This is a genomic window from Aeromonas rivuli, from assembly GCF_020149575.1.
Lineage (GTDB): Bacteria > Pseudomonadota > Gammaproteobacteria > Enterobacterales > Aeromonadaceae > Aeromonas > Aeromonas rivuli.
Map to the genome: position 1 here is coordinate 2,772,744 of NZ_CP079742.1, position 25,845 is coordinate 2,798,588.

The following is a 25,845-nucleotide window of genomic DNA, read 5'->3' on the forward strand; positions in this document are numbered from 1 at the left end:
ACTCCGATGATGAAACGAAAAAAGGCCCCGGCAGATGCGGGGCCTTTCGGAGTTTACCTTATCCCCTTTGGGATCGATAAGGTCAGGATCACGTTTTATGCCTTATTGGCGGCCGCCTTGGCTGCCACAGCGATATTTTCATGCTTGAGGGTCATGGCCAGCAAAACGATGGAGATCACGCAAGACGCGGTCAGCACCATGAAACCGCCATCCCAGCCGAAGTGGTCAACCGTGTAGCCCAACATGGCGTTGGCTGCGACTGCGCCGCCCAGGTAACCGAACAGACCGGTGAAGCCCGCTGCGGTACCCGCCGCTTTCTTGGGCGCCAGCTCCAGCGCATACAGACCAATCAGCATGACGGGGCCATAGATCAGGAAGCCGATGGCAACCAGCGCCAGCATGTCGATGGTCGGGTTGCCCGCCGGGTTGAGCCAGTAGACCAGCACGGCCAGGGTCACCAGCACCATGAACAGGATACCAGCCGGGGCACGGCGACCCTGGAACAGCTTGTCGGAGATCCAGCCGCACAGCAGGGTGCCGGGGATACCCGCCCACTCGTAGAGGAAATAGGCCCAGGAGGAGTGATCCACGCTGAAGTCCTTGGCCTCTTTGAGGTAGGTCGGCGCCCAGTCCAGCACACCGTAACGAATGAGGTAAACGAAGGCGTTGGCGATGGCGATATACCACAACAGTTTGTTGTGCAGCACGTACTTCATGAAGATCTCCTTGGCGGAGAACTCCTGCTCGTGACTCTCGTTGTAATCCTTCGGATAGTCGTCCTTGTACTCCTCAATCGGCGGCAGACCGACAGATTGCGGAGTATCACGCATCACGAAGAAGACGATCACCGCGATGGCTGCGGCAGCGGCCGCCGGCACATAGAAGGCACTGCGCCAGTCGTTGAACCAGCCCATGCCGAGGATGAACAGCGGGCCTATCATGCCGCCACCCACGTTGTGGGCCACGTTCCAGACCGAGACGACTTCACCCCGCTCCTTCTGGGACCACCAGTGTACCATGGTGCGGCCGCAAGGGGGCCAGCCCATGCCCTGCACCCAACCGTTCAGGAACAACAGCACGAACATGATGCCGATGCTGGACGTGGCCCAGTGCATGGTCCCCATCATGAACATGATAGCGGCCGAGAGCAGCAAACCTGCCGACAGGAAATAGCGCGCGTTGGAGCGATCCGACACGTTCCCCATCAGGAATTTGGAGAGACCATAGGCAATGGAGACCCCGGACAGGGCCAGGCCCAGATCGCCGCGGGAGAACCCCTGCTCTACCAGGTAGGGCATCGCCAGGCTGAAGTTCTTGCGCACCAGATAGTAACCGGCATATCCGAGGAAGATACCGAAGAACATCTGCCAGCGCATGCGCTTGTAGAAGGGGTCAACCTTGTCAGCCGGCAGACGCTCGATATGAGGCGCTGGCCTGAAAAAACTAAGCATCTTAGTTTCCTTGTCTTGTTGTTATTGAGTGTGGGACTTTGCCCAGTGCACACCGCACGATCAGTACATCTTGATTCGTAAGCGAGCCAATTATGCGCATTTAGGAACATTTAATCTGTGATGTAACCGAAAATATTACAGATTTATTACAGAAAGTGCGCACTAATGAGCAAACACTCATCAGACCAGAACCCTGATAGCAAGGGCCTTTCAGACTAACACCTAAGGGATAGACCACTTGCTACGCCTTGCTTTTCGTCACATTTTATTAGCAATGAATGGGATCTTGCCCACATTTCCCAACAGAGGGATGTGGCGAACAGGCCAGAAAGGTTTATTTTCTCATTCGTCCGAGAACGAGCACAAACGAGCATAACGTTTGCGCAGACTCCAAAAACAACAAACCGATCCTCGGCGCCAATTGGAATGAAAGAAAAAACATGGAACATCAAAACCTGTCTGTGGGTGGATAAGAGGAATAAAGGAATGAGCATACAAAGACCCAATACCCTGCTTGGCGAATGTCTCGCCGAGTTCATCGGCACCGGCCTGCTGATCTTTTTCGGCGTCGGCTGTGTGGCGGCACTGGTGCTGGCTGGTGCCAACTTCGGCCAATGGGAGATCTCCATCACTTGGGGGATCGGCGTTGCCATCGCCATCTATGTGACCGGCGGCATATCAGGTGCCCACCTGAACCCGGCCGTGACCCTGGCACTGATGACCTTTGCCGGTTTTGACAAGCGCAAGGTCGTGCCCTTCATCATCGCCCAGATAGCCGGAGCCTTCAGCGCCGCCGCCCTGGTCTACTTCCTCTACAGCAGCCTGTTCACCCAGTGGGAGCTGACCCATAATGTGGTGCGCGGCAGCCTGGAGAGTCTGGCCACCGCCGGTATCTTCTCTACCTACGCCAACCCGCTGCTCTCCAACCTGCAAGCCTTCGCGGTCGAGCTGGTGATCACCGCCGTGCTGATGCTGGGCATCATGGCACTGGGTGACAACAACAACGGCGCCCCCAAAGGCTTCGCCGCCGCCCTGCTGATTGGTCTGCTCATCGCCGTCATCGGTGCTTCCCTCGGCCCCTTGACCGGTTTCGCCATGAACCCGGCCCGTGACTTTGGTCCCAAGCTGTTCGCCTTCCTGGCGGGCTGGGGCGATGTCGCCATGACGGGTGGCCGTGACAACCCCTACTTCTGGGTACCTATCCTGGGCCCCATCGTCGGCGCCCAGCTCGGCACCGCCCTCTATGTGAAAGTGCTGGCTCCTTGCGTACCGGGCAACCGTGTTGCCGCCACCGAGCAAGCCGCCCAAACTGCTAAAGAAGAGGCCGCCGCTTAAGAGCGGTCCCATCCAAACCTGGAGAACATCATGTCTACTGCACAAAAGTACGTCGTCGCCCTGGACCAAGGCACTACCTCTTCCCGCGCCATCGTCTTCGATCAGGATGCCAACATAGTGGCCGTCTCCCAGCGGGAGTTCACCCAGCACTACCCCAACGCGGGCTGGGTCGAGCACGACCCCATGGAGATCTGGGCGACCCAGTCCTCCGTCTTCACCGAGGTGCTGGCCAAGAGCGGCCTGCACAGCGACCAGATCGCCGCCATCGGCATCACCAACCAGCGCGAAACCACCGTCGTCTGGGAGAAAGCCACCGGCAAGCCCATCTACAACGCCATCGTCTGGCAGTGCCGCCGCACCGCCGCCATCTGTGAAGATCTCAAGGCCCGTGGCCTGGAAGAGTACGTGCGCGACAACACCGGTCTGGTGGTCGATGCCTACTTCTCCGGCACCAAGGTGAAATGGATACTCGACAACGTCGAAGGCGCCCGGGAGCAGGCCATGAACGGCGAGCTGCTGTTTGGCACCATCGACACCTGGCTGCTGTGGAAGATGACCAATGGCGAGGTGCATGTCACCGATCCCACCAACGCGTCGCGCACCATGCTCTACAACATTCGTGATCTGAAATGGGATCAACGCATGCTCGACGAGCTGGGCATCCCGGCCTCCATGCTGCCCGAGGTACGCCCCTCCTCCGAGGTCTATGGCTACACCACCCGTGGCGGCGGCGCGCGCATCCCCATCGCCGGTATCGCCGGTGACCAGCAGGCGGCGCTGTTCGGTCAGCTCTGCTTCGAGAAAGGCATGGCCAAGAACACCTATGGCACCGGCTGCTTCTTGTTGATGAACACTGGCACCGAGCCGGTTCGCTCCAACAACGGCCTGCTGACCACCATCGCCATCGGTCCCAAGGGCGACGTCAACTACGCCCTGGAAGGGGCCGTGTTCATGGGTGGCGCCACCGTCCAGTGGCTGCGTGACGAGATGAAGCTCATTCACGATGCCCGGGACACCGACTACTTCGCCACCAAAGTCGGCGACACCAATGGCGTCTACCTGGTCCCGGCCTTCGTCGGCCTGGGCGCCCCTTACTGGGATCCCTACGCCCGTGGCACCATGGTCGGCCTGACCCGTGGCACCAACCGCAACCACGTGATCCGTGCGGCGCTCGAATCCATCGCCTACCAGAGCCGCGACGTGCTCGATGCCATGCAGCAAGACTCCGGCATCAAGCTGGCTTCTCTGAAGGTGGATGGCGGCGCCGTGGCCAACGACTTCCTGATGCAGTTCCAGTCCGACATGATGCGCACCCCAGTGGTACGCCCGACTCGCATCGAGACCACCGCCATGGGCGCCGCCTTCCTGGCCGGTCTGGCCGTGGGCTTCTGGAAGAGCGCGGATGAGCTCAAAGACAAGTTCAGCGTGGACCGCGAGTTCATCCCGCAGATGGACGACGCCCGCCGCGATCGCCTCTACGGCGGCTGGCAGAAGGCGGTCCAACGCTCCCTTCGTTGGGCAGAAGAGGATTAACAGTCGGGGCGCGGCGCCCGATCCTGACTGGCGCAGCCCCCGGGGCCACGCCTGCGGGTATCATCGCCAGGGGATGCCAAGCACCACTTGCATCCCTTGCGAGCCAGCCGCTCATCAATAAAAAGTGCATGCAGCGCACACAACAGAGAAAGAGAGACGGGTAATAATCAACGGGCCGACAGCAATGTCGGCCCGTTTCTTTGTGGGGCTGTCAGGCGGTGGCCCGGGGGGCGAGCAGCGTCACGCCCTCCATGGTGCCTGCGGTGCGGCGCCCCTCAGAGCGCGTGGCGGCCAATCTGCTCTTTCAGAAAATCGAGCCAGACCCGCAGCCGGATATCCCGCTGGGCATCGGAGTAGAACACAGCATGAATGGGGCGCGAGGCGCCGCTGTTGCTGCGGGCCAGCACCTCCACCAGGGCGCCGCTCGCCCTGTCTTCCCCCGTCATGAAGTCCGACAGACAGACGATACCCTGCCCCCCCAGCGCCAGCTGGCGCAGGGTCTCACCACTACTCGCCCTCAGGGTTGGCGTGATGGCGAACCTGTCTCCCTGCTCCTCGGTGAGCAGGGGCCAGTGATTGAGGTGCTCGGGATTCAAAAAGCCCAGCAGCTCGTGGCCCGCCAGCAGATCCGCCGGCTGGCGCGGGGTGCCCCGCTCGCTCAGGTAAGCGGGGGATGCCAGCAGCCGCAACCGCGTGCGCCCGAGCGGCAAGGCGCGCAGGGAGGAGTCGGTCAGCTCGCCGATGCGAATGGCCATGTCCACCCGCCGCTCCATCAAATTGATAAAGCCCTCCGAGCTGTGCAGTTGCAGCTCGATACCGGGATAACGGTGCCGAAACTCGCCGATGAGGGGCACCAGTCGATGCAGGATGAAGGGGGTGGCGGCATCGACCCGCAGTATTCCCTCCGGCTGCTCCTTGCGGCTGAGCAGATGGCTCTCCGCCTCGCTCATCTCGGTCAACACCCTCACCGCCCGCTGATAGAACCAGCTCCCCTCCTCGGTCAGGCTGACCCGGCGAGTGGTGCGGTTGAGCAGCAGGGTCGCGAGCTTCTCCTCCAGCCGCTTGATGCCGCGGCTCACCACAGAGTTGTCCAGCCCCAGGTTCTCCGCCGCCTGGCGAAAACTGCCCGCCTCCACCACGGCCACAAACAGGGTCAGTTCATCGGAATGGGTCTTCATTGATGTCATCCAGGCAAGAGTCATGGGGCTTTATAGGCGCAATGCGGGTTAGTTGGCAAGGCAGTCATCCCGGATACGGCGCCTGATCCTGCTCTGTTTTCTTCTTGGAACCCAGGCTCGCGGCCCCCATGCAGCGCCAGTCTGTCCATCTGCAGCCCTCGATGGGACATGGCTATACTGATGCGGGCCCTTCATCCGGTCGGGATCCGGGGCCGCAAGGGCGCAGAGCCGCCTCGGCTCAGGGCCCTGACCATATAACGCAAGGAGTCGGGTGATGAAATACAAGGGAAGCTGCCACTGCGGCAGAGTGGCATTCGAAGCCGATGGTGAACTGACCCAGGCCCTGGCCTGCAACTGCTCCATCTGCCAACGCAAGGGGTCTCTGCTGTGGTTTGTCCCCTGGGAGAAGATGACGTTGCTGACCCCGCCTGAGGCGGCCAGCACCTACACCTTCAACAAACACGTGGTCAAACACAGATTCTGCCCGGTGTGCGGCATGCACCCCTATGGTGAGGGGGTGGATCCCGATGGCAACCATGTTGCCGCCATCAATATCCGTTGCCTGGAAGCCATAGATCCCGAGTCCGTGCCTGTGCATCACTATGATGGCCGGGCCCTGTAGCCAGGGAGACCATCTGACGTTGTCAATCAGGCCGGAGGTACCTCTCTTCCCTCTGGCCTGCCCCTCTACCCCCAGCCTGCTCTCCCCCTTCTACTGCACGGAACGATGTGATCCGGCGCAAACACCCGAGCCAGCAATAAGGCTACAATCGGCACCACCTTATTGAAGTTCGGAGCGGCGCTCCATCGCCCGGCCCTGTCATGCCGTCACACAAGAGAAGCACCATGTTATTTGAACATCGCCTATTCGCCGCCCATAGGGAGCTGGCCGACAAGGGCGTGCAGGCGCTCAACTACAACCCGCCACTGTTCAGATTGCTGCGCAGACTGGGCCTGCGACTCAGACCGCCCCACCATGAACGCTTTCTGGTCAACCTGCTTGCCTTTGGTCTGCCGACAGGTGCCATCTGGGGGTTGTTGATGTGGTGCTTCGGTTGGCAGCATGAGGTGAGCCCGGGGTATGCCCTGCGCCAGATCAGCGTCTTTGTCAGCGGTGCCGGACTGATGATGGCAATCATCTTCCGGGTGCGCCGTTGGCAACTCAAGCTGATCCCCTGGGAGACACTGCCCTGCTCCACGCCACGGACCCAGCAGCGCTGGCAGCCCAGACAATCGTGAGCCAGTCATCACACACCGTTTGAAACAAGAGGAAGTTGCCATGACCAAGGCCCATGAAAAACTGAACTATGTGGAGTTTGCCGCCAGGGATCTTGCCGCCACCCAGGCCTTCTTTCAGGCCGCCTTCGGCTGGCAGTTTGTCGACTATGGCCCCGACTACTGCGCCTTCGAAGGGGAAGGGCTCGATGGTGGCTTCTACCGGGCGGATCTGTGCAGTCACAGCGCCCAGGGTGGCGCCCTGCTGGTGTTCTACAGCGCCGACATTGCCGCGACCCAGGCCAAGGTGTTCCAGCATGGGGGCTCCATCATTCGCCCGCTGTTCGATTTCCCCGGTGGCCGCCGCTTCCACTTCGTCGAGCCCAGCGGCAATGAGTTTGCGGTCTGGTCGGAGGCAGCCACGGCCTGATGATATAGCCCGCAAGGCCGCCACTTTCCACACCACATGGGCGGCCTTACGGGCAACGGGATATGTGCCACGACAGCCCCCCATCAACCCATGGGCGTCACTCAATAATCCTTGGCGCGAACCCGTTTTATTGATGCTTTATTATCAATAGTGTTTTGCGACTGCTGCTCTGTTCCCTCCATTTCGCCACGGGCATACTGGCCACCGTTTCCACGAGGAGGTTCGGATGTCATCTGCTGTCGTCGTCATTGCCCAGCTTGAAGCCAAGCCCGCATTCAGCGCCGAGTTCCGAGCCGCCCTGACGCCGCTGGTCGCGGCGAGCGTACAAGAGCCCGGCTGCCACAGCTACCAGTTGCATCAGAGCTTGGACAGCACTCACAGCTGGATGCTGTATGAAGTGTGGGAGAGCCAGGACGCGCTCAACGCCCACCAGCAGCAGCCCCACTTTGTCGCCTTTGTGGCCGACACTGAGCATTGGTTTGCCAGCAGTGCCGTCCGCCGTTACCACGCCGTGACGGCCTGACAACCCAGCGCCGCGCTATTTGCTATCTCACTATTTGCCCCGCCTTCGCCATTGCGCCAAGGAGCGGGGCTGAATGTCACAACACAATTGAGGAATTTGATGATGAACATGCCACTGATGGGTCTGGGGACCTTCCGCCTGAAAGAGCAACCCCTGCGCGACTCCCTGCTGCAGGGTCTGGATCTCGGCTATCGCCATATAGATACCGCCCAGATCTATGACAACGAGGCCGAAGTGGGCCAGCTGATGAGCGAAAGCGGCGTGCCCCGCCAGGATATCTACCTGACCACCAAGGTGTGGATCAGCGAGTTCGGCCCGGGCAAGGTGATCCCGAGCCTGGAGCTGAGCCTGGAAAAGCTGCGCACCGACTATCTGGATCTGGCACTTATTCACTGGCCCTCCCCCCAGGATGAGGTGGCGATGGCGGTCTATCTGGAGCAGCTCGCCGAGGCCAAGGCCCGGGGCCTGACCCGGGAGATAGGGGTGTCCAACTTCACCGTGGCCCAGCTCCAGCAGGCCATCGAGATCCTGGGGCCCGGCGCCATCGCCCACCAGCAGGTGGAGATCCACCCCCTGCTGCAAAACCGCAAGGTGGTTGAGTTCTGCCAGGAGCACGGCATCGCCATCACCGCCTATATGCCGCTCGCCTATGGCAAGGTGCTCGCCGAGCCCCTGATGCAGCAGATCGCCGCACGCCATGGCGTCTCCGCCGCCCAGGTATCCCTGGCCTGGCTGCTGGCCCAGAACATGGCGGTGATCCCGAGCTCCACCAAGCGGGAAAATCTCGCCGCCAACCTGGCCGCCCTCGAGCTCAAGCTGAGCGGCGACGAGATGACCCAGATTGCCACCCTGGATCGGGGCGAGCGCTGCGCCAACCCGGACTTCGCCCCGGCCTGGGATTAACCCCCTCGACGGCCACTCTCGGTAACAGAGAGCGGGATAAGCGGGCGCAGCTGACTGATAGCTGGCGCACCGCATCCCCGCCCCTGCTTCCACTCGGGGGTATGTCGCTCATCGCGCCCTGACATTATCCATAAGCACCCAAGCGGGAGGCACTCGGCGAAAGCCCTCTGCCTCCCGCTTCTTCATCCTGCCTTCTGTAACCCGCCACCCTGAGCGCCACCCTCTATCTCCCTATTTCCCTATTTCCCTATCTCCAACGCCGCTACTCGGCATCTCATTGCTGCTGATTGAGCAAAAGTCATTTGATGTCGTCGTCATTTTTGCCAACAAAGCTCTTGGGCATACTGGCCTCCTTCTCCCATAGGGAGCCCATATCCAAGGAGTTTCTATGCCACTGGCATTATTTGCCCTCACCCTGAGTGCCTTCGCGATCGGCACCACCGAATTTGTGATAGTGGGGCTCATTCCCACCATCGCCGAACAGCTTCATGTCTCGCTCCCCTCGGCGGGCCTGCTGGTCAGCCTCTATGCCCTTGGCGTCGCCATCGGTGCGCCGCTCTTGACCGCGCTGACCGGCAAGCTGCCGCGCAAGTGGTTGCTGGTGGGGTTGATGGCGCTGTTCACCCTTGGCAACCTGCTCGCCTGGCAGGCGCCGGGTTACGAGAGCCTGATCGTCGCCCGCATCCTGACCGGCCTGGCCCACGGGGTCTTCTTCTCGGTGGGCAGCACCATCGCCACCGGTCTGGTGGCCAAAGAGAAAGCGGCGAGCGCCATCGCCATCATGTTCAGCGGCCTGACCGTCGCCCTGGTGACAGGCGTGCCGCTTGGCACCTGGATTGGCCAACAGTTTGGCTGGCGCGAAACCTTCCTGGTGGTGAGCCTGCTGGGCCTTATCGCCATGGTGGGCAGCCTGCTGCTGATCCCGAGCAACCTGCCCAAAGGTGCTGCCTCCAGCATCCGTGAGCAACTCTCGGTGCTGACCAAGAAGCCGCTGCTGCTGGTCTACGCCAAGACGGCCCTGGGTTACGGCGGCGCCTTCACCGCCTTTACCTTCCTCGCCCCCATACTGCAACAGGTGAGCGGCTTCGGCGCCAATGCGGTGAGCCTCATTCTGCTGGTGTACGGAGTCTCGGTTGCGTTCGGCAACATCTGGGGCGGCAAGCTGGCGGACAAGATGGGCCCCCTGCCCGCCCTGAAGCTGATGTTTGCCGGGCTGGCGCTCATCTTGTTGCTGCTCACCTTCACCGCGCCCCATCCGGTGCTGGCGGTGCTGACAGTGCTGGTGTGGGGTGCCTTCGCCTTTGGCAACGTGCCTGGGCTGCAGGTACTGGTGGTGAAACAGGCGGAGATCCATACCCCCAATGCCGTGGACGTGGCCTCCGGCCTCAACATCGCCGCCTTCAACGTCGGCATAGCCCTGGGATCAGTGGTCGGTGGCCTGGTGGTGGAGCACCTTGGGCTGATGCACACCCCCTGGATCGGCGCGCTGATCGTGCTGCTGGCCTATGGCCTCACCCATGCAAGCGAGAAGCGCGAAGCCAAATTGGCGCTGGCCATCTAATTCGCCATGCAGACGCAAAACGAAAAGGCCGACACCCAGTGTCGGCCTTTTTCATTTCCAAGGCGAAGAGACTCAAGACTCCTTGAGATCCTCATCCGCGGCCCAGCGCGCCTCCAGCCAGAGCAGGTTGACCAGGCCGCACAGCAGGGCAAAGCCCAGCCCCAGAATCCAGGTGAAATACCACATATCGAAACTCCCTTGAGGTGAAGACGGTTAGTAGAGGCTGTGGCCATGCTGGCGAACCTGATCCGTGCTGACCTTGCCGCGCACCACCCGGTAGACCCAGAGGGTGTAGCCGATGTTGATGGGCATCAGCACCCCCACTATCCCCAGCATGATGAGCAGGGTGCCCTCGCTGGAGGTGCCGTCCCACAGGGTCAGGCTGCTGGATGGATCCAGGGACGAGGGCAGCACGAAGGGGAACAGGGCGATGGCGATGGTCAGCATCATGCTGGCGCAGGCGCCGCCGCTGGCCATGATCGCCAGGCGCGGCAGGCCGAGACGACTCGCGAGCGTGCTCAAGAGCGGTAGCAAGAGGCCGAGGGCAGGCACAGCCCAGAGCACCGGGTGCGCCACGAAGTTGCCAAACCAGCCATTCGGCGCCGTCGTGACCTGCTTCATCAGCGGGGTGAGGGCAGCGTTGAGATCGCCGATCGACTCTATCTGGTAGCCCCCCATCTGGCTGAGCCAGACGCCGCCGAGGGCAAACAGGCCGCTGGCCAGGGGGCCGAGCCAGAGGCTGTGGCGGGCGCAGCGCTCCGCTATCACCCCTTGGGTCTTGCACTGCAGGAAGCTGGCGCCGTGCAGCATCAGCAGGGCCAGCGCCGTACCCATGCAGGTGAAGAGCAGCGGCCAGTTGAAATCGAAGGCGCCATAGTGGATGCGAAGGGCCGAGTCGAAGCGAAACGGCAAGCCTTGCAACAGGAAGCCCAGCGTCGCGCCGAACACCAGAGTCGGCAGCAGGGCGCCGGTCACCAGGGCCCTGTCCCACCAACGGCGCCACTGGGCCGATTCGAGCTTGCTGCGATAATCGAAGCCGACCGGGCGCAGGAAGAGACCGAACAGCAGGAACATGAAGGGCACATAGAGGGCCGAGAAGGCGGCGGCATAGACCAGGGGCCAGGCGGCGAACAGGGTACCGGCGCCGGCGATGAGCCACACCTGGTTGCCCTCCCACACCGGGCCGACACTGTTGAGCAGCACCCGCCGCTCCTCATCGGTTTTGCCGACGATGGGCAACAGCAGGCCCACCCCCAGATCGAAGCCGTCCATCACCACGAAGCCGATGAGCAGGAAGAGCACCAGACCCCACCAGATCACTTTCAGGGTTTCGTAATCCATCAGAGCGCACTCCCGTTTTGCAACACTTCACCTTGATAACGACCCGTCTGCAGGCTGGCGGGCCCTTTGCGGATCACATGACGCAACAAGAACAGCTCCACCACCAGCAAGCTGGTGTAGATGAGGCTGATGGCGATGAGGCTGAACCAGATCTGGCCCGGCTGCAGCAAGGAGACCGAGGCCGACACCGGCAACACCTCGCTGATGGTCCAGGGCTGGCGGCCAAACTCGGCCACGAACCAGCCCGCCTCGATGGCGACCCAGGGCAGCGGAATGCACCAGAACAGCGCCTTAAGCAGACGCGGCGACTGCACCAACCGACCTCTACACAGTTGCAGGAAGGCGGCGGCAAAGAGCCCGAGCAACACCACCCCGATGCCCACCATCAGCCGGAAGCTCCAGAACAGCGGTGCTACCTGGGGCACGGAGTCCTCCACCGCCCGCGCGATGGCCCCTTCGTCCGCCTTGGCTATGTCCTTGGCATGAGGGGTGAGCAGCAGACCGTAGCCGAGATCCTGGCGATGCTGCTCGAAGGTGGCGCGGGCGGCTCCATTGCCACCATCCTGGCGCAGCGCCTCAAGGGCGCCATAAGCCAGCATGCCGCTGCGGATGCGCACCTCGTGCTCGGCCTTGAGATCTTTGATGCCGGTCACCTGCTCATCCAGGGAGCGGGTGGCGATGATGCCCATCAGATAGGGGATCTTGACGGCCCCGTGGGTGGTCTCGGCGCTTTGATCGGGCCAGCCGAACAGGGTGAAGGCGGCCGGGGCGGGCTCGGTCTCCCACTCCGCCTCGATGGCGGCGAGTTTGACCTTCTGCACCTCGCCAGTGCGATAACCGGACTCATCCCCGAGCACGATAACCGAGAGGATGGCGGCCAGGCCAAAACCGGAGGCGATGGCAAAGGAGCGCAGGGCGAAGCGCACCTCCATCCGGCGCAGCAGATACCAGCTGCTGATCCCCATCACGAACAGGGAAGCCGCCACGTAACCCGCCGCCACAGTGTGCACGAACTTGACCTGGGCCACCGGGTTGAACAGCACGGCGGTCACATCGGTTAGCTCCATGCGCATCGTCATGGGGTTGAACTCGGCACCGACCGGGTTCTGCATCCAGCCGTTGGCGATGAGGATCCAGAGCGCGGAGAGGTTGGAGCCGAGCGCAACCAGCATGGTCACCATCAGGTGCTGACCACGGGAGAGCCTGTCCCAGCCGAAGAAGAACAGGCCCACCAGGGTGGACTCCAGGAAGAAGGCCATCAGCCCTTCCACCGCCAAGGGGGCGCCGAAGATGTCGCCGACATAGTGGGAGTAGTAGGCCCAGTTGGTGCCGAATTGAAACTCCAGGGTGATCCCCGTGGTCACCCCCATCACGAAGTTGATGCCAAACAGCTTGCCCCAGAAGCGGGTGATGTCCTGGTAGATCACCTTGCCGGTCATCACGTAGGCGGATTCGGCGATCACCAGGATCCAGGACAGCCCCAGGGTGAGGGGCACAAACAGGAAGTGAAACATGGCCGTGGCCCCGAACTGCAATCGGGACAGGCTTACCACATCATCCAGGTTAATCATGCAGGACTCTCTATGTTGCATTTAACAGACAGCTTTTCGCCCGTTAAGTACAACACGCCCTATGACACCTATAACAGATGCAGTTATAGTGAAATACACCTATAACAGTTTAAGCCCACCATGTCCCGCTACGGCCAGCTGGCAGCCCTGCTGCAACAACAAATAGAGAGCGGCCTCTGGCAGCCGGGGGAGCGCATTCCCTCCATTCGCCAGAGCTGCAAGACCCACACCCTCAGCCCCATGACGGTGCTGCAGGCCTACCAGCTGCTCGAAAGCCGTGGCCTCATCCTGGCGCGGCCCCAGTCCGGTTACTACGTCAAGGCCGCCACCTCACCGCTGCGAGCCTGCGCCCCGCAACAGGCGCACTACACAGGCTCGGTGGATATCAACGATCTGGTGTTCGAGGTGCTGCAGGCGAGCAAGTCCCGGGCGCTGGTGCCCCTTGGCATGGCGGTGGCGGATCCCGCCCTCTTCCCTCATCCCCAGCTCGGCCGGGCCCTGGCGAGCTGCATGCGCCGCCTCGACCCCTTCAGCACGGTGGCAGATCTGCCCCCCGGCAACGAGGCGCTGCGCCGCGCCATCGCCCAGCGTTATGCCAGCGACGGCCTGGCGGTGGATCCCCAGCAGATCATCATCACCACAGGCGCCATGGAGGCGCTATCCCTCAGCCTGCAGGTGCTGACCGAGCCGGGGGACTGGGTGGTGGTGGAGTCCCCCACCTTCTACGGCGCCCTGCAAGCCATCGAGCGCTTGAAACTCAACGTGGTGGAGATCCCGGTGATCCCCGGGGTCGGCATCGATCTCGCCCTGCTGGCCGAGGCGCTCGCCCAGCGCCCCATCAAGGCGTGCTGGCTGATGGGCAACGTCCAGCACCCCCTCGGCCACACCATGCCGGATGGCCACAAGCAGGGGCTGATGCAACTGCTCAACCGCCATGAGGTGCCCCTGGTGGAGGACGACGTCTACGCCGAGCTCTATGTTGGCCGCGATCGCCCCAGGCCCATCAAGCTCTGGGACGCCCGGGGCGACAGCCTGCTGTGCGGCTCCTGGACCAAGTGTCTGGCGCCGGGCTTTCGGGTCGGCTGGGTGGTGGCAGGGCCCCATGCCGAGCGCATCCAGCGGCTGCAACTGATGTCGACCCTGTCGACCAATGTGCCGAGCCAGCTGGCGCTGGCCGACATGCTGCGCCAGGGCGGGGTGGATGCCCACTTTCGCCGCCTGCGCCACACCCTGGCCCAGCGCCAGCAGCAGATGCGGGCGGCCCTGCTGCGCCTCTTCCCGGAGGAGGTGCGCATCTCGACCCCGGATGGCGGCTACTTCCTCTGGCTGGAATTTGATGCTCGGCTCGACAGCCGGGCGCTGCATGCCCAGGCGCTGGCCTGCGGTTTCTCGCTGGCGCCGGGGGCGCTGTTCTCCAGCCAGGGTCAGTACAACCACTGCCTGCGTCTCAACAGCTCCCATCCCTGGAGCCCCGAATTGGAGGCCGCGCTCAGCCGGTTGGCGGCGCTCATCCACCGGCAGCTCGGTCGCCATGAAAGCCGGACATAACAAGGCCCCATGACGGGGCCTTGTCTCCTGAGGGGAGGAGCGCTTATCGGGCGTAAATTTCGGACTGACGGGTGAAACCCAGGGATTCATAAAACGACCTGGCCCTGTCGTTGAAGGACATCACCTCCAGCCGGATTTGGCTCGCATTCTGGGCCTTGGCCCACTGATCGCAATGGGCGATCAATGCCTTGCCGATGCCGCCGGATCTGTGCTGCTCATCGACCACCACTGTGGTGATACGACAGATGGGGAGCTTGCTGATAAAGGGAATGGCTTCATTGATGTCAATTCTTGCCACCAGAAACCCCAGCACCTGAGCATGCTCCACCGCCACACAAAACAGCCGCTCTTCGCTGCCGATGGCGGCGAGCAGAAAGTCGCGGTCCTCCGCAGAGGGGCCACAAAACACCTCGGGGACATGTTCAAAGTGCATCACGCATATTTGCCGATTCAGTTCCGCGAGGGCGTCGATATCGCGCGCGGTTGCCTTGCGTATTTTCAATGATGGCTCCTTGCCGGTGAGTGACACATTCATCCCCTGCGATCTCTGGAGAAAGGCCAATCATAGGGGGAGTCAGCCACAACAAAAAGGGTCAATCGCATCCCAAATGGGCAGTGCCGCCAGGCAAGCACAAAACATAACGCCCCGTGATTGGGGCGTTATCGACTATCCCGCTATTTGCCAACGGTCAGCTCGGGGCTCCCAGCTGGGCCACCTGTCGCTCTATGCTGCCCTTGAGGTTGGCATCGAGCTTGAGGGCCCGCGCCAGCTCGTCCAGATAGCCGCGCTCCATGAAGTGATCCGCCTCTATGGTGAGCAGGGAGGCGAGGTAGACCTCGGTGGCCTGCTCCATGTCGGTCACTTCCCGTGCCAGCGCTTGCGGGTCGAGAGGGCGCGCCAGTTCGGCGTCAATCCAGCGCGCCGCATCGCTCTGACCCTGCTCGGTCAGATACTGCTGGATCTTCTGGCGCTCGGCGTCGTCGATGTGACCGTCAGCCCTGGCCGCCGCCACCATGGCGCGCACCAGCAAGGTGGCGCGGGCATCCAGCGCCTGGCCCTGCAGGCTGTCCAGTGGCTGGGTCGGTTGCGCAGCCCCGCCCTGCTGGGCCTGCCAATCCTGATAGAGCTTGTAGGCGAGGCCGCCGAGGGCCGCCGCGCCGCCCACCGCCGCCACCTTGCCGCCATATTTGCGGATCTTCTTGTTACCCAGCAACAAGGCCATGGCCCCGGCGGCCAGGCCACCTTGCGCCATGCCCTTCATCTGCGCCTTGCGGCTGTCACCGCCATCGTTCAGCCAGCTCTTGCCGCTGCCCAGCAGTTGATCGAGTATTTGTTTCATAGGCCCTCCTCGTTGCATAGTGACCCATGCTGGGTCGCGTCCACTGAACTCAAGGTGAATAAATGCCACTGCCACGCCTGCTGCTGCTGACCCTGTTGACGCTGATGGCGTTCGCAGCCAATTCGCTGCTCTGCCGCCTTGCCCTGTTCGACGAGCGGATGGATCCGGCGCTGTTCACCCTGCTGCGCCTGACCAGCGGCGCCCTGATGTTGCTGCTGCTCTGTGCGCTCCGTCGTCCCCCACAGCCCCGCCAGGGGGACTGGGGGGGCGCCCTGGCCCTCATCGGCTATGGCGCGGCCTTCTCTTTTGCCTACCTGACCCTGACCACGGGCACCGGCGCCCTGCTGCTGTTTGCCGCCGTGCAGCTCAGCATGCTGGCCCCGCCCCTGCTGCGCGGTGAACGCCTGCCCCCTCGCCAGTGGGCCGGCTTGCTGCTCGCCATGGCGGGACTGATCCTGCTACTGCTGCCCGGCATCACGGCGCCGGATCCTCTGGGGGCGGCTTTGATGATAGCCGCTGGCATCGCCTGGGCCTGCTACACCCTGCGGGCCTCACGCTTTGCCGATCCCATCGCCGCCAATGCCGGCCACTTCCTGCGCGCCAGTCTGCCGGCGGCCCTGCTCTACCTGTGGCTGGGGCACCTTGAGGCCAGCCCGCTGGCCATCGGCTACGCCCTGGCCTCCGGGGCGCTGGCCTCCGGGCTCGGCTATGCACTCTGGTATCGGGTGCTGCCCCAGCTGGGCCGCACCCTGGCCGCCAGCGTCCAGCTGCTGGTGCCTCTGCTCGCCGCCCTCGGCGGGCTCATCTGGTTGGATGAGTCATGGTCAATGCGGCTGTTATTGTCATCCATAGCCATCTTGGGGGGCATCGCCCTGGTCATATGGGGACGGCCCTCTCAATCCCAATGATCCGGTGCACACTACGCCCCGGGTAGCATACGAGATAAGGAAGTGCCATGAGTGCCCGTGAACTGACCCTGCAATTTCTCGCCGAGCCCGCCGACGTCAACTTCGGTGGCAAAGTCCATGGCGGCATGGTGATGAAGTGGATCGATCAGGCCGGCTACGCCTGCGCCGCCGGCTGGTGTGGCGGCTATGCCGTCACCGTCTATGTGGGGGGCATTCGCTTCTTGCGTCCCATCCAGATAGGCCAGCTGGTCGAGGTCCATGCCAAGGTGATCCACACAGGTACCACCAGCATGCACCTGGCCGTGGATGTCTATAGCCGCCACCCCACCGACCCGGCTCGCCACAAGACCACCCACTGCATCATCATCTTCGTGGCCATGGATGAGCACGGCAAGCCGAGCCCCGTGCCCCAGTGGCAGCCGGTGAGCGAGCAGGATCTACGCTTGCAGCAGTACGCCAAGAAGCTGATGGCCCTGCGTGAAGAGCTCGACAAGGAGATGCGTCAGCACATGTGACAGCATGCGCCCCGGCCAGCGGGGCGTGTATCCGTCGCTCCGGGCTGTATAATGGCGGGTCCCTTCTATTCGAGAAACCAAGATGTCCCTGGAAAGTGCCCCCGCAGAGGTGCAGCTCGCCGTCGATCTGATCGAGCTGCTGGAAACCAACAAGATAGCCCCCGCCCTGGCCCTGGCGGCGCTCGCCATCGTCCGTCAGGACTATGAGCGCAAGCTGGCCGCAGGGGCCGAGCACTAATCCCAAGACGGTTTTAGCCCGAGACCGCCCCCATTCCCGTCGAGGAAGCGCAGCATGAGCCAACCCCAGCGTTTCGAACAAGGCCGTCCTATGTTGCTCGGCGGCCTGCGCCGTCAGCACGACGCAGCCAGTGCAGACATTGGGCGCCAATGGCGGGATGCCGGTCAGCTCTGGCCCCTGCCCGGCCAACTCGGTGAATATGCCTACGGGGTGATGTGCGGGGGCGATGACAGCCGTTTCGAATATATGTGCGCCCTGGAAGTGGCCAGCCTGGCGGCGCTGCCCGCGGGGCTGGGGCGGATGCGGATCGAGGCCCAGACCTACGCGGTATTCTGCCATCAGGGCCATGTCAGCGCCCTGCCTGCCCGCTGGCAAGAGGCGCTGGCCTGGCTGGCAGCGTCTCAATATCAATCAGCCCATAAACCCGATTTCGAGCGCTATTCCCCGCAGTTTGATGGCATCAACGGCATCGGCGAGATGGAGATCTGGCTCGCCGTGGTGCCGCGTCAACAACTGGCCTGAGCCTCAATGCCGGTCATCCACAGTCATCACCTCATCGCACAGGGTGATCAGCGCCTCGGCGAGCCGGGCCAGGGGCTCGCCCCGCTCACGGCTCACATGCAGGGCCAGTTCGACCGGGGCGAGGGCGGGCCAGTCACTCAGGCTAACCTGCCCCTCCTGCAACAGCCGTTGGGGTAACAAACTGACCCCGATCCCGGCGCTCACCGCCCCCTGCAAGCTGGCCAGGCTGGCACTGACATAGGCAATGCGCCAGCGCAGCCCCATGGCGTCCAGCGCCGCCGTCATCTCGTCGCGATAGAGTCCTGCGCTTGGAAAGGCCACCAACGGCAGGGGATCCCGTCCTGCCGCAGGCCAGTCGCGGCTGTCGACCCAGGCGATCGGTTCGGGCCAGATTGCCCTGGGTTGGCCCTGGCCCCGCCTCTGCTTGACCAGCGCCAGATCCAGCTCCCCTGCGGCAAAGCGCTGCCACAGCTCATGGCTGAGTCCGCTCATCACCTCGAGCCGCACCTGGGGATAGTCCCGAGCGAAGCGGGCCAACACCCGGGTCATGGCGCCTGCGGCAAAATCTTCCGGCACTCCCAGCGTGAGCTGCTGGCTCGCCTCTGCCACCTGTTGCTCCGCCTGGGCGAGCAGATTCAGGATGCGCCGCGCCGTGCCAAGCAGGGTCTCCCCCTGAGCCGTCGCCGTGACCTGACCGCCACGCCTGTCCAACAAGGCGCAACCGAGTTGAGTCTCGAGTCGCCGCATCTGCTGGCTGATGGTGGATTGGGTCAGATGAACCCGTTCACCGGCGCGGGTGAAACTGCCGGTATCGACGATGGCAACGAAGCTGCGCAGCAATTGGGGATCCAGCATGGGTGACTCCATTTGAAAAATTACTGATTGGCATTGAATCATTTAATTTCCCCATAATAGCGCGAGCGGCTAGCCTGTCACCAGACTCCACAAGCGGCCACTCCATATGACTGACACTTCCACACCCGATGGCTCCCTGGCGACCCATCAAGCCTGGCTGGTACAAACGGTCGAACTTGCCCTTGATCACCGACGCCAGGGGGGGCGCCCCTTCGCGGCCCTGCTGGTACGCGATGGTCAACTGCTGGCCAGCGCCGTCAATCTGATGCACCTGGCCGGGGATCCCACCCGCCATGCCGAACTCGAAGCGCTGCGCACCGCCAGCCAGCACGGCGCCCTCAAGGGCGCCGTGATCTACGCCAGCGGCCACCCCTGCCCCATGTGCCTCTGTGCGTTGGTGATGAACGGCATCAGCGCCGTCTACTACGCCTTCGACAATCAGGATGCGGCCCCCTTCGGCTTTGACAGCGCCGCCAGCTACGCCCGGCTGAGGATCCTCCTGTCGCCCCCGCCGCTACCGCTCATCAAGCTGCCGAGCCCCATCAGTGCCGCCGCCCTCTACGGCCCTGACGCCGATGAGTAAGCCATCTATTCAGGAAGGCCGCGGTGCCCTGCTGGTGCTGGTGATGCTGATTGGCATCAACCTGCGCCCCTTCCTCACCGCCATCGGGCCGCTGGCGGAGCGGATCGACGGGCGTCTCGCGCTTGGCATGGACAACCTCGCCTGGGTGACCCTGCTGCCACTGCTGCTGATCGGGGTCGGTGTGCTGTTCACTCCGGCCCTGCTGCGCCTGGCCAGCCCGCGCCAGCTGCTGGCCACGGCGTTGCTGTTGCTGGCTCTCGGCAGCGCCCTGCGCTTCGATGTGAGCAGCGGCGCCCTGCTCATCGCCAGCGCCGCCCTCTGTGGCCTCGGCTCGGCCCTGGTGCAGGGGGTGTTGCCCGGTCTCATCAAGGGGGCCTTCGCCCAGCGGGTCCCGCTGGTGATGGGGATTTTTTCTGCCTGCATGATGGGGGGCGGGGCACTGGGCGCCATCCTCAGCCCCCAACTCGCGAGCCAGCTGGACTGGTCGCGGGTGCTCGCCCTGTGGAGCCTGCCGGTGCTGCTGGCGCTGATCTGGCTCGGCTGGCGGGTACGATTACCTGTGGTGGACAAGGCCCTGCCACCACCGGGGGAGCCGCGATTGATAGGCCTGCCCCGCAGCTGGCTGCTGATCGGCTGCTTTGGCATCATCAACAGCGGCTATGGCATCGTCGTGGCCTGGCTGGCACCGGCCTACATGGCGCAGGGCCTGAGTGCCCAGCAAGGGGGAGAACTGGTCGCCTGGCTGGCACTGGCCCAGACCCTGAGTGGTCTCGGCCTGCCCATGCTGGCGGCGCGCAAGGAGGACAGGCGCCCCTGGATGGGGCTCGCCATCTTGTTGCAGGTCGCGGGATTTGGCGGCCTCTGGCTCGCCCCGGAGGCCGCCCCCATCCTCTGGTGCCTGCTGTGCGGCGCAGGCCTCGGCGGCAGCTTCTCCCTCATCATGGTGATAGCGCTCGATCACCTGCCAGACCCCAGACGCGCCGGTAGCCTGAGCGCCCTGATGCAGGGATTTGGCTTCATCTTGGCGGCCACAGGCCCCTGGGTGGCGGCGCGCCTGCACCACTTGAGCGGTGACTTCGCCGCCGCCTGGCAGTGGCAGCTCGGCGGATTGGCGCTGATGAGCCTGTTGGTGCTGCGCCTCAACCCCTTGCACTACCCGAGCGCGATGCGACTGCCCGCAGTGCCCGAGAGTGATGCCCCGGCCCCGCTGCCCGCACATAGCAATACACCGGCCTGAGGCCGGTGTATTGGGAGGGATCACTATGGGATGAGGGGCGAGCTTAGCGCCCCTTCTTCTGCCGTCCAGCCTGGGGGGAACGCGGTTTGCCCGCAGCCGGTTTGCCGCCCTTGGCCGGAGCGCCCTTGCCAGCGGCGCCTTTACCGGCCGCGACCTTGCCCGCTGGGCTCTTGTTCTCAAACGCCGAGGGGCCCGGCACATTGGGGCGGCCGCCAATCTCGTGGTCATCGTCCCGGCGCGGCTTCTTGCCCTGGGCCGGTTTGGCGGTTTGCGCCGCCGGGGTCTTGGGCTTCTCCCCCTTGGCCGGTTTCACCTCGGAGGAGGAGTCTTCAATGAGCTTGAACAGCTCGATCAGCTCGTCGTCGGTAAGATCGCGCCACTCCCCCACCGGCAGCCCCTTGAGGCTGACGTTCATGATGCGGATGCGTTCTAGCTTGGTGACCTCGAAGCCGAAGTGCTCGCACATGCGGCGGATCTGGCGATTGAGCCCCTGCACCAGGGTGATGCGGAACACGAAGGGAGCCTCTCGCTTCACCTTGCACTTCTTGGTGACGGCACCGAGGATCGGCACCCCGGCCCCCATGCCCCGGATAAACTCATCGGTCACCGGCTTGTCGACGGTCACCAAGTACTCTTTCTCGTGATCGTTGCCCGCCCGCAGGATCTTGTTGACCAGATCCCCGTGGTTGGTCAGGAAGATGAGCCCCTGGGAGTCCTTGTCGAGTCGGCCTATGGGGAAGATACGGGTGCTGTGGTTGACGAAGTCGACGATGTTATCCTTCTCCCCCGCCTCCGTGGTGGAGACGATGCCCACCGGCTTGTTGAGCACGATGAACACCAGGCTATCGGCTTCGCGCGCCTCGATCACCTGACCGTTGACCAAGACCCGATCCCCGGCAAACACCTGATCGCCGATCCCGGCCCGCTTGCCATTGATGAAGACCTGGCCCTGCTCGATGAAGCGATCGGCCTCACGACGGGAGCAGATGCCGCTCTCGCTGATGTATTTGTTCAGGCGCATGGATTCATCAGCCAGCATGGGTCACCTGCCAGAATATGGGGTTGAGGAGGGTTGTCGGCTGAGTCAGCCATGTCATCGGGTTAGTCTGCATACTGTTCCATCTACAAAAAGCATCTGCAAAAAAGCGTCTTCAAAAGGGTCAAAGCCTGCGCATTCTTCAAAAAAGCGCCGCTACAGTAGCATATTGCCCCGATCCATTCGCCGGATACTTCTCCCCCGCCCTCCCCAATAACGCGATCGCAAGGCCCGATATGAGGCCCGCAACGGCACAAGTACCCACTCCCACATTCAGCGGAGCACAGAGTGCGGCCAACAATGGGCACATCAAGACGCGCTACAGGCCGACGACCTTGCCCGCACTCCTCGCACGAGACCCATTCACTGGCTATGCAGCCAGCTTGCCCCTGTGTCACTTGGCACCAACAAAAACTTGCTATTTATTAATCAAAAATGCATAAAAAGATTTTCGTTCACGCGAATTATCTTGCTGTAAGCGCCACGATCGCCGTGGCTTCGGGTCTAAATAAAATATTATTTTTAAAACAGGCCATGGATTCGAATATTTACCCGCACTGACTACCAATTAAAAAATAACCTTTCATGCGGGGCCTGACTCGCTTTCTGACAGACGCCTATTTCATCATCCCATACAGGAGTTACCGATGAGCCATTCCCTTTCCCAGACGGATTTCCTGGCCCAGCTGGCCAACCGCAACCCCCACCAACCCGAGTTCATCCAAGCCGTGAGTGAGGTGGTTGCCTCCATCTGGCCCTTCATCGAACGTCACCCCCACTATTTGCAGCACGGCCTGTTGGAGCGGCTGGTAGAGCCGGAGCGCCTGATCCAGTTTCGAGTGAGTTGGGTGGATGATCGGGGTCAGGTGCGGGTCAACCGTGGTTATCGTATCCAGCACAACTCGGCCATCGGCCCCTTCAAGGGGGGCATGCGCTTCCACCCCTCGGTGGATCTCTCGGTGCTCAAGTTCCTCGCCTTCGAGCAGACCTTCAAGAATGCCCTCACTACCCTGCCCATGGGCGGCGGCAAGGGCGGCAGTGATTTCGATCCCAAGGGCAAGAGCGAGGGAGAAGTGATGCGTTTTTGCCAGGCGCTGATGCTGGAACTCTATCGCCACCTGGGCGCCAACACCGATGTGCCAGCCGGTGACATCGGGGTGGGCGGGCGCGAGGTGAGTTACATGGCGGGCATGATGAAGAAGCTCACCAACAGCGCCGAGTGCGTCTTCACCGGCAAGGGACTCTCCTTTGGCGGCAGCCTCATTCGCCCGGAAGCCACCGGCTACGGCCTGCTCTACTTCGCCCAAGCCATGCTGGCCAATCGTGGACAATCCCTCGCAGGCATGACGGTCTCGGTATCGGGTTCCGGCAACGTGGCGCAATACGCCATCGAGAAGGCGATGGCGCTCGGCGCCCGGGTCATCACCGCCTCTGACTCCGGCGGCACCGTCTTTGATCCCGACGGCTTCACCCCCGAGAAACTGGCCCGCCTGATGGCGCTCAAGAACGAGCAGCGCAAGCGGGTCGCCGATTACGCCCACGAGCTGGGGCTGGAGTTCTTCACCGGCCGCTCCCCCTGGCACTTGCCGACTCAGGTCGCCCTGCCCTGCGCCACCCAGAACGAGTTGGGGGAAGAGGATGCCGCAACCCTCATCACCAACGGTGTGCAGCTGGTGGCGGAGGGCGCCAACATGCCAAGCAGCGCTGCCGCCATTCAGCTCTTCCATGAGGCCAGGGTACTGTTTGCCCCGGGCAAGGCGGCCAACGCGGGGGGCGTGGCCACTTCGGGTCTGGAGATGAGCCAGAACGCCCAGCGCCTCGGCTGGAGCCGGGACGAGGTCGATGCGCGCCTCAAGGAGATCATGACCAGCATTCACGCCACCTGCGTGCGCTATGGCCAACATGGACAGGGCCAGGATGACGAGGCCCACGTGAACTACGAGAGCGGCGCCAATATCGCCGGCTTCGTCAAGGTCGCCGACGCCATGCTGGCGCAAGGGGTCTGCTGACAGAGACCATGGCCGGACAAAATGAACAACGCGGCAGCCCTTGGGCTGCCGCGTTTTTTATCATCGGTTAAAGATAGTCACCGACTGGTGATACCCCATTATCTCGATTGTCTTTATGTCTCATCACCGCATTGAAAATAGCCAATCGGATTACCTCACCCTTCTCTGCACTTGTCGTGTCAGATGCCTGTCGGACACTTTATTAAAAATCGGGGAAAACCAAGCTTAGTATTCTGATTTATTTACACAAATTTATCGAAATCACGCCTATTAACCCCCTCTACTGGCTGAAGATAGGGTTCATTTGGCTTAATATGCGAATCAGAATAATATGAACCGAATGAAACCTTACCTGCCCCATCGACACGGAGCAGAAGATGGGTTCATCTAGCCCGATGAGAGGAGTCTGATTTGAACCGTGATTGGACAGAAGAAGAGTTAACAGCAACAGTCGTGGCTTACCTTGAAATGCGCGATAAAGAGTTAAATGGAACCCATTTTGTTAAAAAACACTATTACGCGGATCTCGCTGACCAATTCAACCGCACTCAAAAGTCGTTTGAATATCGCATGCAGAATATCTCTTATATCTGCGCCTTGCTGGGCCGCCCTTGGGTCACGGGGTTAAAACCTGCCAAGAATGTGGGATCTCACAATGCCCCTATCATCGAACGCCTGCTCTGTGAACTGAGCGGCCAAGCTAACAGGAGGCAGGCTACCTTCGAACTCGAAGTCATCCACAGCAAGACAAAGCCACTGCGGACCATGCCCGGCGGTACCCAAGAACCCAAACAGCGCTATGACACCATAGCCCACCATGGTCGTGATCCCAGGGTGAAAGCCTGGATACTCAGGATGGCTGACGGCCAGTGCGAATCGTGCGGCCAGCAGGCTCCCTTTATCAGCGCCATCGGTGAGCCCTTCTTGGAGGTGCATCACCTGCGCACCTTGGCAGAGGGCGGCTCAGACACCGTCAGCAATACGGTGGCACTGTGCCCCAACTGCCACCGTGCCTTTCACTATGGCCTGCAGCAGGTTGCGTTAAAAGAGGCGCTCTACCACAAGTTTCCCCGGTTAGTACGGGAATAAAGCTTATAGCTTGGCGCAGCCGGTGGCCTTGAGCACTCGCCGACTGGAGGCTGGGTCTTTGAGCAGCCGCGCCGCCGGGCGAATAGGCCGTGCCACCAGGTTGCCGCCACAGTTGGGGCAGATCCCCCCAAGCTGCTGCTCGGCGCAGGAGGCGCAGAAGGTACATTCATAGCTGCAAATCAGCGCCTGATCCGACTCAGGGGGCAAATCCCGATCGCAGCACTCACAGTTGGGTCTCAGTTCCAGCATCTTGACTCCTGAGCCACCCCTTGAGGGCGACTGGTTGCTAAGGGCTATGGCTTCATGTGTATCGATTCAATCCCATCACCGCCGGACAGGATATCAGGCGAACGTCCGATGAAGGAGGCAGGGAGCCTCCTCAGAACAGGCTGTCTGTAAACGCCTCAAGGGGCGCGGGCAAGAGATCCTGGGGATGATCCCCCCCAAAAGTAGCGAGGCCGCTCTGGCCTTCAATCAGGGCCGAATGCAGCGCATTGGCACTGGCCACCTCGAACAGGGTCAGTTTGACGGTCACCTTGTCGGAGCGGGCGGACCACTCGGTAGCCCTGTCTTCCCAGTGCAGGATCTGGGGGTAGCAGAGCAGGTCATATCCCCCCTTTCGGGCACTAGACAGGGCTTCATTCAGGTTCTCTGTATGACGCGCCAACTCGACCCGGGTTAGCCGCTTGAGCAGCGGCGTGGCTATCGCCTGACTCAACATCAGACCGGAGCCCGGGTAATGGTGCTCTCCATAAGCGCCATCTCTGGCGAGGGCCACATAGAGGCTCTGCCCGGCCTGGATCCTGGGAGATGGCAGCTCTGGGGAGAGGTGCACCTGATGGCTGTCGGCACATCCCGTAAGCAGTTGGCCGACCCACACCAAGGCAAGCCAGCACCCAATATTGTTCGCAATCTGCCTCATCA

Annotated in this window: 28 protein-coding genes; 17 read left to right on the top strand and 11 right to left on the bottom strand. The window is 62.3% G+C overall.

From position 1 onward, the window contains the following. Window positions 1-95: 95 nt before the first annotated feature. Window positions 96-1,451, bottom strand: coding sequence for a glycerol-3-phosphate transporter (gene glpT / locus KYK33_RS12760; RefSeq protein ID WP_042043440.1), 1,356 nt, complete (start codon window positions 1,449-1,451; stop codon window positions 96-98). 486 nt (window positions 1,452-1,937) lie between these two features. Between glpT and KYK33_RS12765 the strand changes: the two genes are divergently transcribed. Both KYK33_RS12765 and glpK read left to right on the top strand, forming a co-directional pair. After that, window positions 1,938-2,786 carry an MIP/aquaporin family protein gene (locus KYK33_RS12765; RefSeq protein ID WP_042043439.1) on the top strand — a complete coding sequence of 283 codons (849 nt, stop codon included), beginning with the start codon at window positions 1,938-1,940 and terminating at the stop codon, window positions 2,784-2,786. A 30-nt stretch (window positions 2,787-2,816) separates the two neighbouring features. Next, window positions 2,817-4,319, top strand: a complete 1,503-nt coding sequence (glpK, locus tag KYK33_RS12770) for a glycerol kinase GlpK (protein ID WP_042043437.1) — start codon at window positions 2,817-2,819, stop codon at window positions 4,317-4,319. A 275-nt stretch (window positions 4,320-4,594) separates the two neighbouring features. On the opposite strand, the gene KYK33_RS12775 is transcribed toward glpK, so the two are convergent. Beyond that, window positions 4,595-5,497 (bottom strand): LysR substrate-binding domain-containing protein, encoded by a 903-nt coding sequence (locus tag KYK33_RS12775; RefSeq protein WP_224430758.1) that lies wholly within the window; start codon window positions 5,495-5,497, stop codon window positions 4,595-4,597. Window positions 5,498-5,771: 274 nt separating this feature from the next. Between KYK33_RS12775 and KYK33_RS12780 the strand changes: the two genes are divergently transcribed. From KYK33_RS12780 to KYK33_RS12805, 6 genes are all read left to right on the top strand, one after another. Continuing rightward, on the top strand, window positions 5,772-6,119 hold the full coding sequence (locus KYK33_RS12780) for a GFA family protein (RefSeq protein WP_042043435.1): 348 nt from the start codon (window positions 5,772-5,774) through the stop codon (window positions 6,117-6,119). A 224-nt stretch (window positions 6,120-6,343) separates the two neighbouring features. Beyond that, window positions 6,344-6,736 carry a DUF6404 family protein gene (locus tag KYK33_RS12785; RefSeq protein ID WP_224430759.1) on the top strand — a complete coding sequence of 131 codons (393 nt, stop codon included), beginning with the start codon at window positions 6,344-6,346 and terminating at the stop codon, window positions 6,734-6,736. 40 nt (window positions 6,737-6,776) lie between these two features. Next, on the top strand, window positions 6,777-7,142 hold the full coding sequence (locus tag KYK33_RS12790) for a VOC family protein (RefSeq protein WP_224430760.1): 366 nt from the start codon (window positions 6,777-6,779) through the stop codon (window positions 7,140-7,142). A 226-nt stretch (window positions 7,143-7,368) separates the two neighbouring features. Then, window positions 7,369-7,665, top strand: a complete 297-nt coding sequence (locus KYK33_RS12795) for a putative quinol monooxygenase (RefSeq protein ID WP_224430761.1) — start codon at window positions 7,369-7,371, stop codon at window positions 7,663-7,665. Between the two features lie 99 nt (window positions 7,666-7,764). Beyond that, window positions 7,765-8,568 (top strand): 2,5-didehydrogluconate reductase DkgB, encoded by an 804-nt coding sequence (gene dkgB / locus KYK33_RS12800; RefSeq protein WP_224430762.1) that lies wholly within the window; start codon window positions 7,765-7,767, stop codon window positions 8,566-8,568. Window positions 8,569-8,956: 388 nt separating this feature from the next. Then, window positions 8,957-10,129, top strand: a complete 1,173-nt coding sequence (locus KYK33_RS12805) for an MFS transporter (protein ID WP_224430763.1) — start codon at window positions 8,957-8,959, stop codon at window positions 10,127-10,129. A gap of 72 nt (window positions 10,130-10,201) precedes the next feature. Here KYK33_RS12805 and cydX read toward each other — a convergent pair whose 3' ends face one another. Genes cydX through KYK33_RS12820 form a run of 3 tightly spaced genes read right to left on the bottom strand, consistent with a single transcriptional unit; the run spans window position 10,202 to window position 13,041 of the window. After that, window positions 10,202-10,315 (bottom strand): cytochrome bd-I oxidase subunit CydX, encoded by a 114-nt coding sequence (cydX, locus tag KYK33_RS12810; protein ID WP_005310033.1) that lies wholly within the window; start codon window positions 10,313-10,315, stop codon window positions 10,202-10,204. Between the two features lie 27 nt (window positions 10,316-10,342). Further along, window positions 10,343-11,470, bottom strand: a complete 1,128-nt coding sequence (gene cydB, locus KYK33_RS12815; protein WP_224430764.1) for a cytochrome d ubiquinol oxidase subunit II — start codon at window positions 11,468-11,470, stop codon at window positions 10,343-10,345. Then, the gene (locus KYK33_RS12820) at window positions 11,470-13,041 is read right to left on the bottom strand and encodes a cytochrome ubiquinol oxidase subunit I (protein WP_224430765.1); all 1,572 of its coding nucleotides are present in this window, start codon (window positions 13,039-13,041) and stop codon (window positions 11,470-11,472) included. The genes cydB and KYK33_RS12820 overlap by 1 nt, the downstream gene beginning before the upstream one ends. A gap of 120 nt (window positions 13,042-13,161) precedes the next feature. On the opposite strand from KYK33_RS12820, the gene KYK33_RS12825 reads away from it, so the two are divergent. Continuing rightward, window positions 13,162-14,589, top strand: a complete 1,428-nt coding sequence (locus KYK33_RS12825) for an aminotransferase-like domain-containing protein (protein WP_224430766.1) — start codon at window positions 13,162-13,164, stop codon at window positions 14,587-14,589. A gap of 43 nt (window positions 14,590-14,632) precedes the next feature. Here KYK33_RS12825 and KYK33_RS12830 read toward each other — a convergent pair whose 3' ends face one another. Then, window positions 14,633-15,091: a GNAT family N-acetyltransferase gene (locus KYK33_RS12830; RefSeq protein ID WP_224430767.1), complete on the bottom strand. Its 459-nt coding sequence runs from the start codon at window positions 15,089-15,091 to the stop codon at window positions 14,633-14,635. A 187-nt stretch (window positions 15,092-15,278) separates the two neighbouring features. Next, window positions 15,279-15,929, bottom strand: a complete 651-nt coding sequence (locus KYK33_RS12835; protein ID WP_224430768.1) for a tellurite resistance TerB family protein — start codon at window positions 15,927-15,929, stop codon at window positions 15,279-15,281. Window positions 15,930-15,991: 62 nt separating this feature from the next. Here KYK33_RS12835 and KYK33_RS12840 point away from each other — a divergent pair, with 62 nt between their 5' ends. The 4 genes from KYK33_RS12840 (at window position 15,992) to KYK33_RS12855 (ending at window position 18,112) form a co-directional block, all read left to right on the top strand. Then, on the top strand, window positions 15,992-16,837 hold the full coding sequence (locus KYK33_RS12840; RefSeq protein ID WP_224430769.1) for a DMT family transporter: 846 nt from the start codon (window positions 15,992-15,994) through the stop codon (window positions 16,835-16,837). A gap of 47 nt (window positions 16,838-16,884) precedes the next feature. Further along, on the top strand, window positions 16,885-17,352 hold the full coding sequence (locus KYK33_RS12845; protein WP_042043416.1) for an acyl-CoA thioesterase: 468 nt from the start codon (window positions 16,885-16,887) through the stop codon (window positions 17,350-17,352). Between the two features lie 82 nt (window positions 17,353-17,434). Beyond that, window positions 17,435-17,590: a pleiotropic regulatory protein RsmS gene (gene rsmS, locus KYK33_RS12850; RefSeq protein WP_224430770.1), complete on the top strand. Its 156-nt coding sequence runs from the start codon at window positions 17,435-17,437 to the stop codon at window positions 17,588-17,590. Window positions 17,591-17,644: 54 nt separating this feature from the next. Beyond that, window positions 17,645-18,112, top strand: coding sequence for a GyrI-like domain-containing protein (locus tag KYK33_RS12855; protein ID WP_224430771.1), 468 nt, complete (start codon window positions 17,645-17,647; stop codon window positions 18,110-18,112). A 3-nt stretch (window positions 18,113-18,115) separates the two neighbouring features. Here the strand turns inward: KYK33_RS12855 and KYK33_RS12860 are convergent, their stop codons facing one another. Further along, complete coding sequence (locus tag KYK33_RS12860) at window positions 18,116-18,967, bottom strand: LysR family transcriptional regulator (RefSeq protein ID WP_042043411.1); 852 nt, start codon at window positions 18,965-18,967, stop codon at window positions 18,116-18,118. Between the two features lie 106 nt (window positions 18,968-19,073). On the opposite strand from KYK33_RS12860, the gene KYK33_RS12865 reads away from it, so the two are divergent. Beyond that, complete coding sequence (locus tag KYK33_RS12865; RefSeq protein ID WP_224430772.1) at window positions 19,074-19,550, top strand: nucleoside deaminase; 477 nt, start codon at window positions 19,074-19,076, stop codon at window positions 19,548-19,550. Continuing rightward, entirely contained in the window at window positions 19,543-20,787 is a 1,245-nt protein-coding gene (locus KYK33_RS12870) for an MFS transporter (RefSeq protein WP_224430773.1), read from the top strand. Before KYK33_RS12865 ends, KYK33_RS12870 begins: the two co-directional genes overlap by 8 nt. 43 nt (window positions 20,788-20,830) lie before the next feature. Here KYK33_RS12870 and rluF read toward each other — a convergent pair whose 3' ends face one another. Further along, complete coding sequence (gene rluF / locus KYK33_RS12875) at window positions 20,831-21,826, bottom strand: 23S rRNA pseudouridine(2604) synthase RluF (protein ID WP_224430774.1); 996 nt, start codon at window positions 21,824-21,826, stop codon at window positions 20,831-20,833. Window positions 21,827-22,470: 644 nt separating this feature from the next. On the opposite strand from rluF, the gene gdhA reads away from it, so the two are divergent. Next, window positions 22,471-23,832, top strand: a complete 1,362-nt coding sequence (gene gdhA, locus KYK33_RS12880) for an NADP-specific glutamate dehydrogenase (protein ID WP_224430775.1) — start codon at window positions 22,471-22,473, stop codon at window positions 23,830-23,832. Between the two features lie 411 nt (window positions 23,833-24,243). Then, the gene (locus KYK33_RS12885) at window positions 24,244-24,921 is read left to right on the top strand and encodes an HNH endonuclease (RefSeq protein WP_224430776.1); all 678 of its coding nucleotides are present in this window, start codon (window positions 24,244-24,246) and stop codon (window positions 24,919-24,921) included. Window positions 24,922-24,924: 3 nt separating this feature from the next. Here the strand turns inward: KYK33_RS12885 and KYK33_RS12890 are convergent, their stop codons facing one another. Next, window positions 24,925-25,170, bottom strand: a complete 246-nt coding sequence (locus KYK33_RS12890; protein WP_224430777.1) for a DUF1272 domain-containing protein — start codon at window positions 25,168-25,170, stop codon at window positions 24,925-24,927. Between the two features lie 130 nt (window positions 25,171-25,300). Then, a complete protein-coding gene (locus KYK33_RS12895; RefSeq protein ID WP_224430778.1) occupies window positions 25,301-25,843 on the bottom strand; it encodes a DUF4823 domain-containing protein in 543 nt (180 codons plus the stop codon). Window positions 25,844-25,845: the final 2 nt, after the last annotated feature.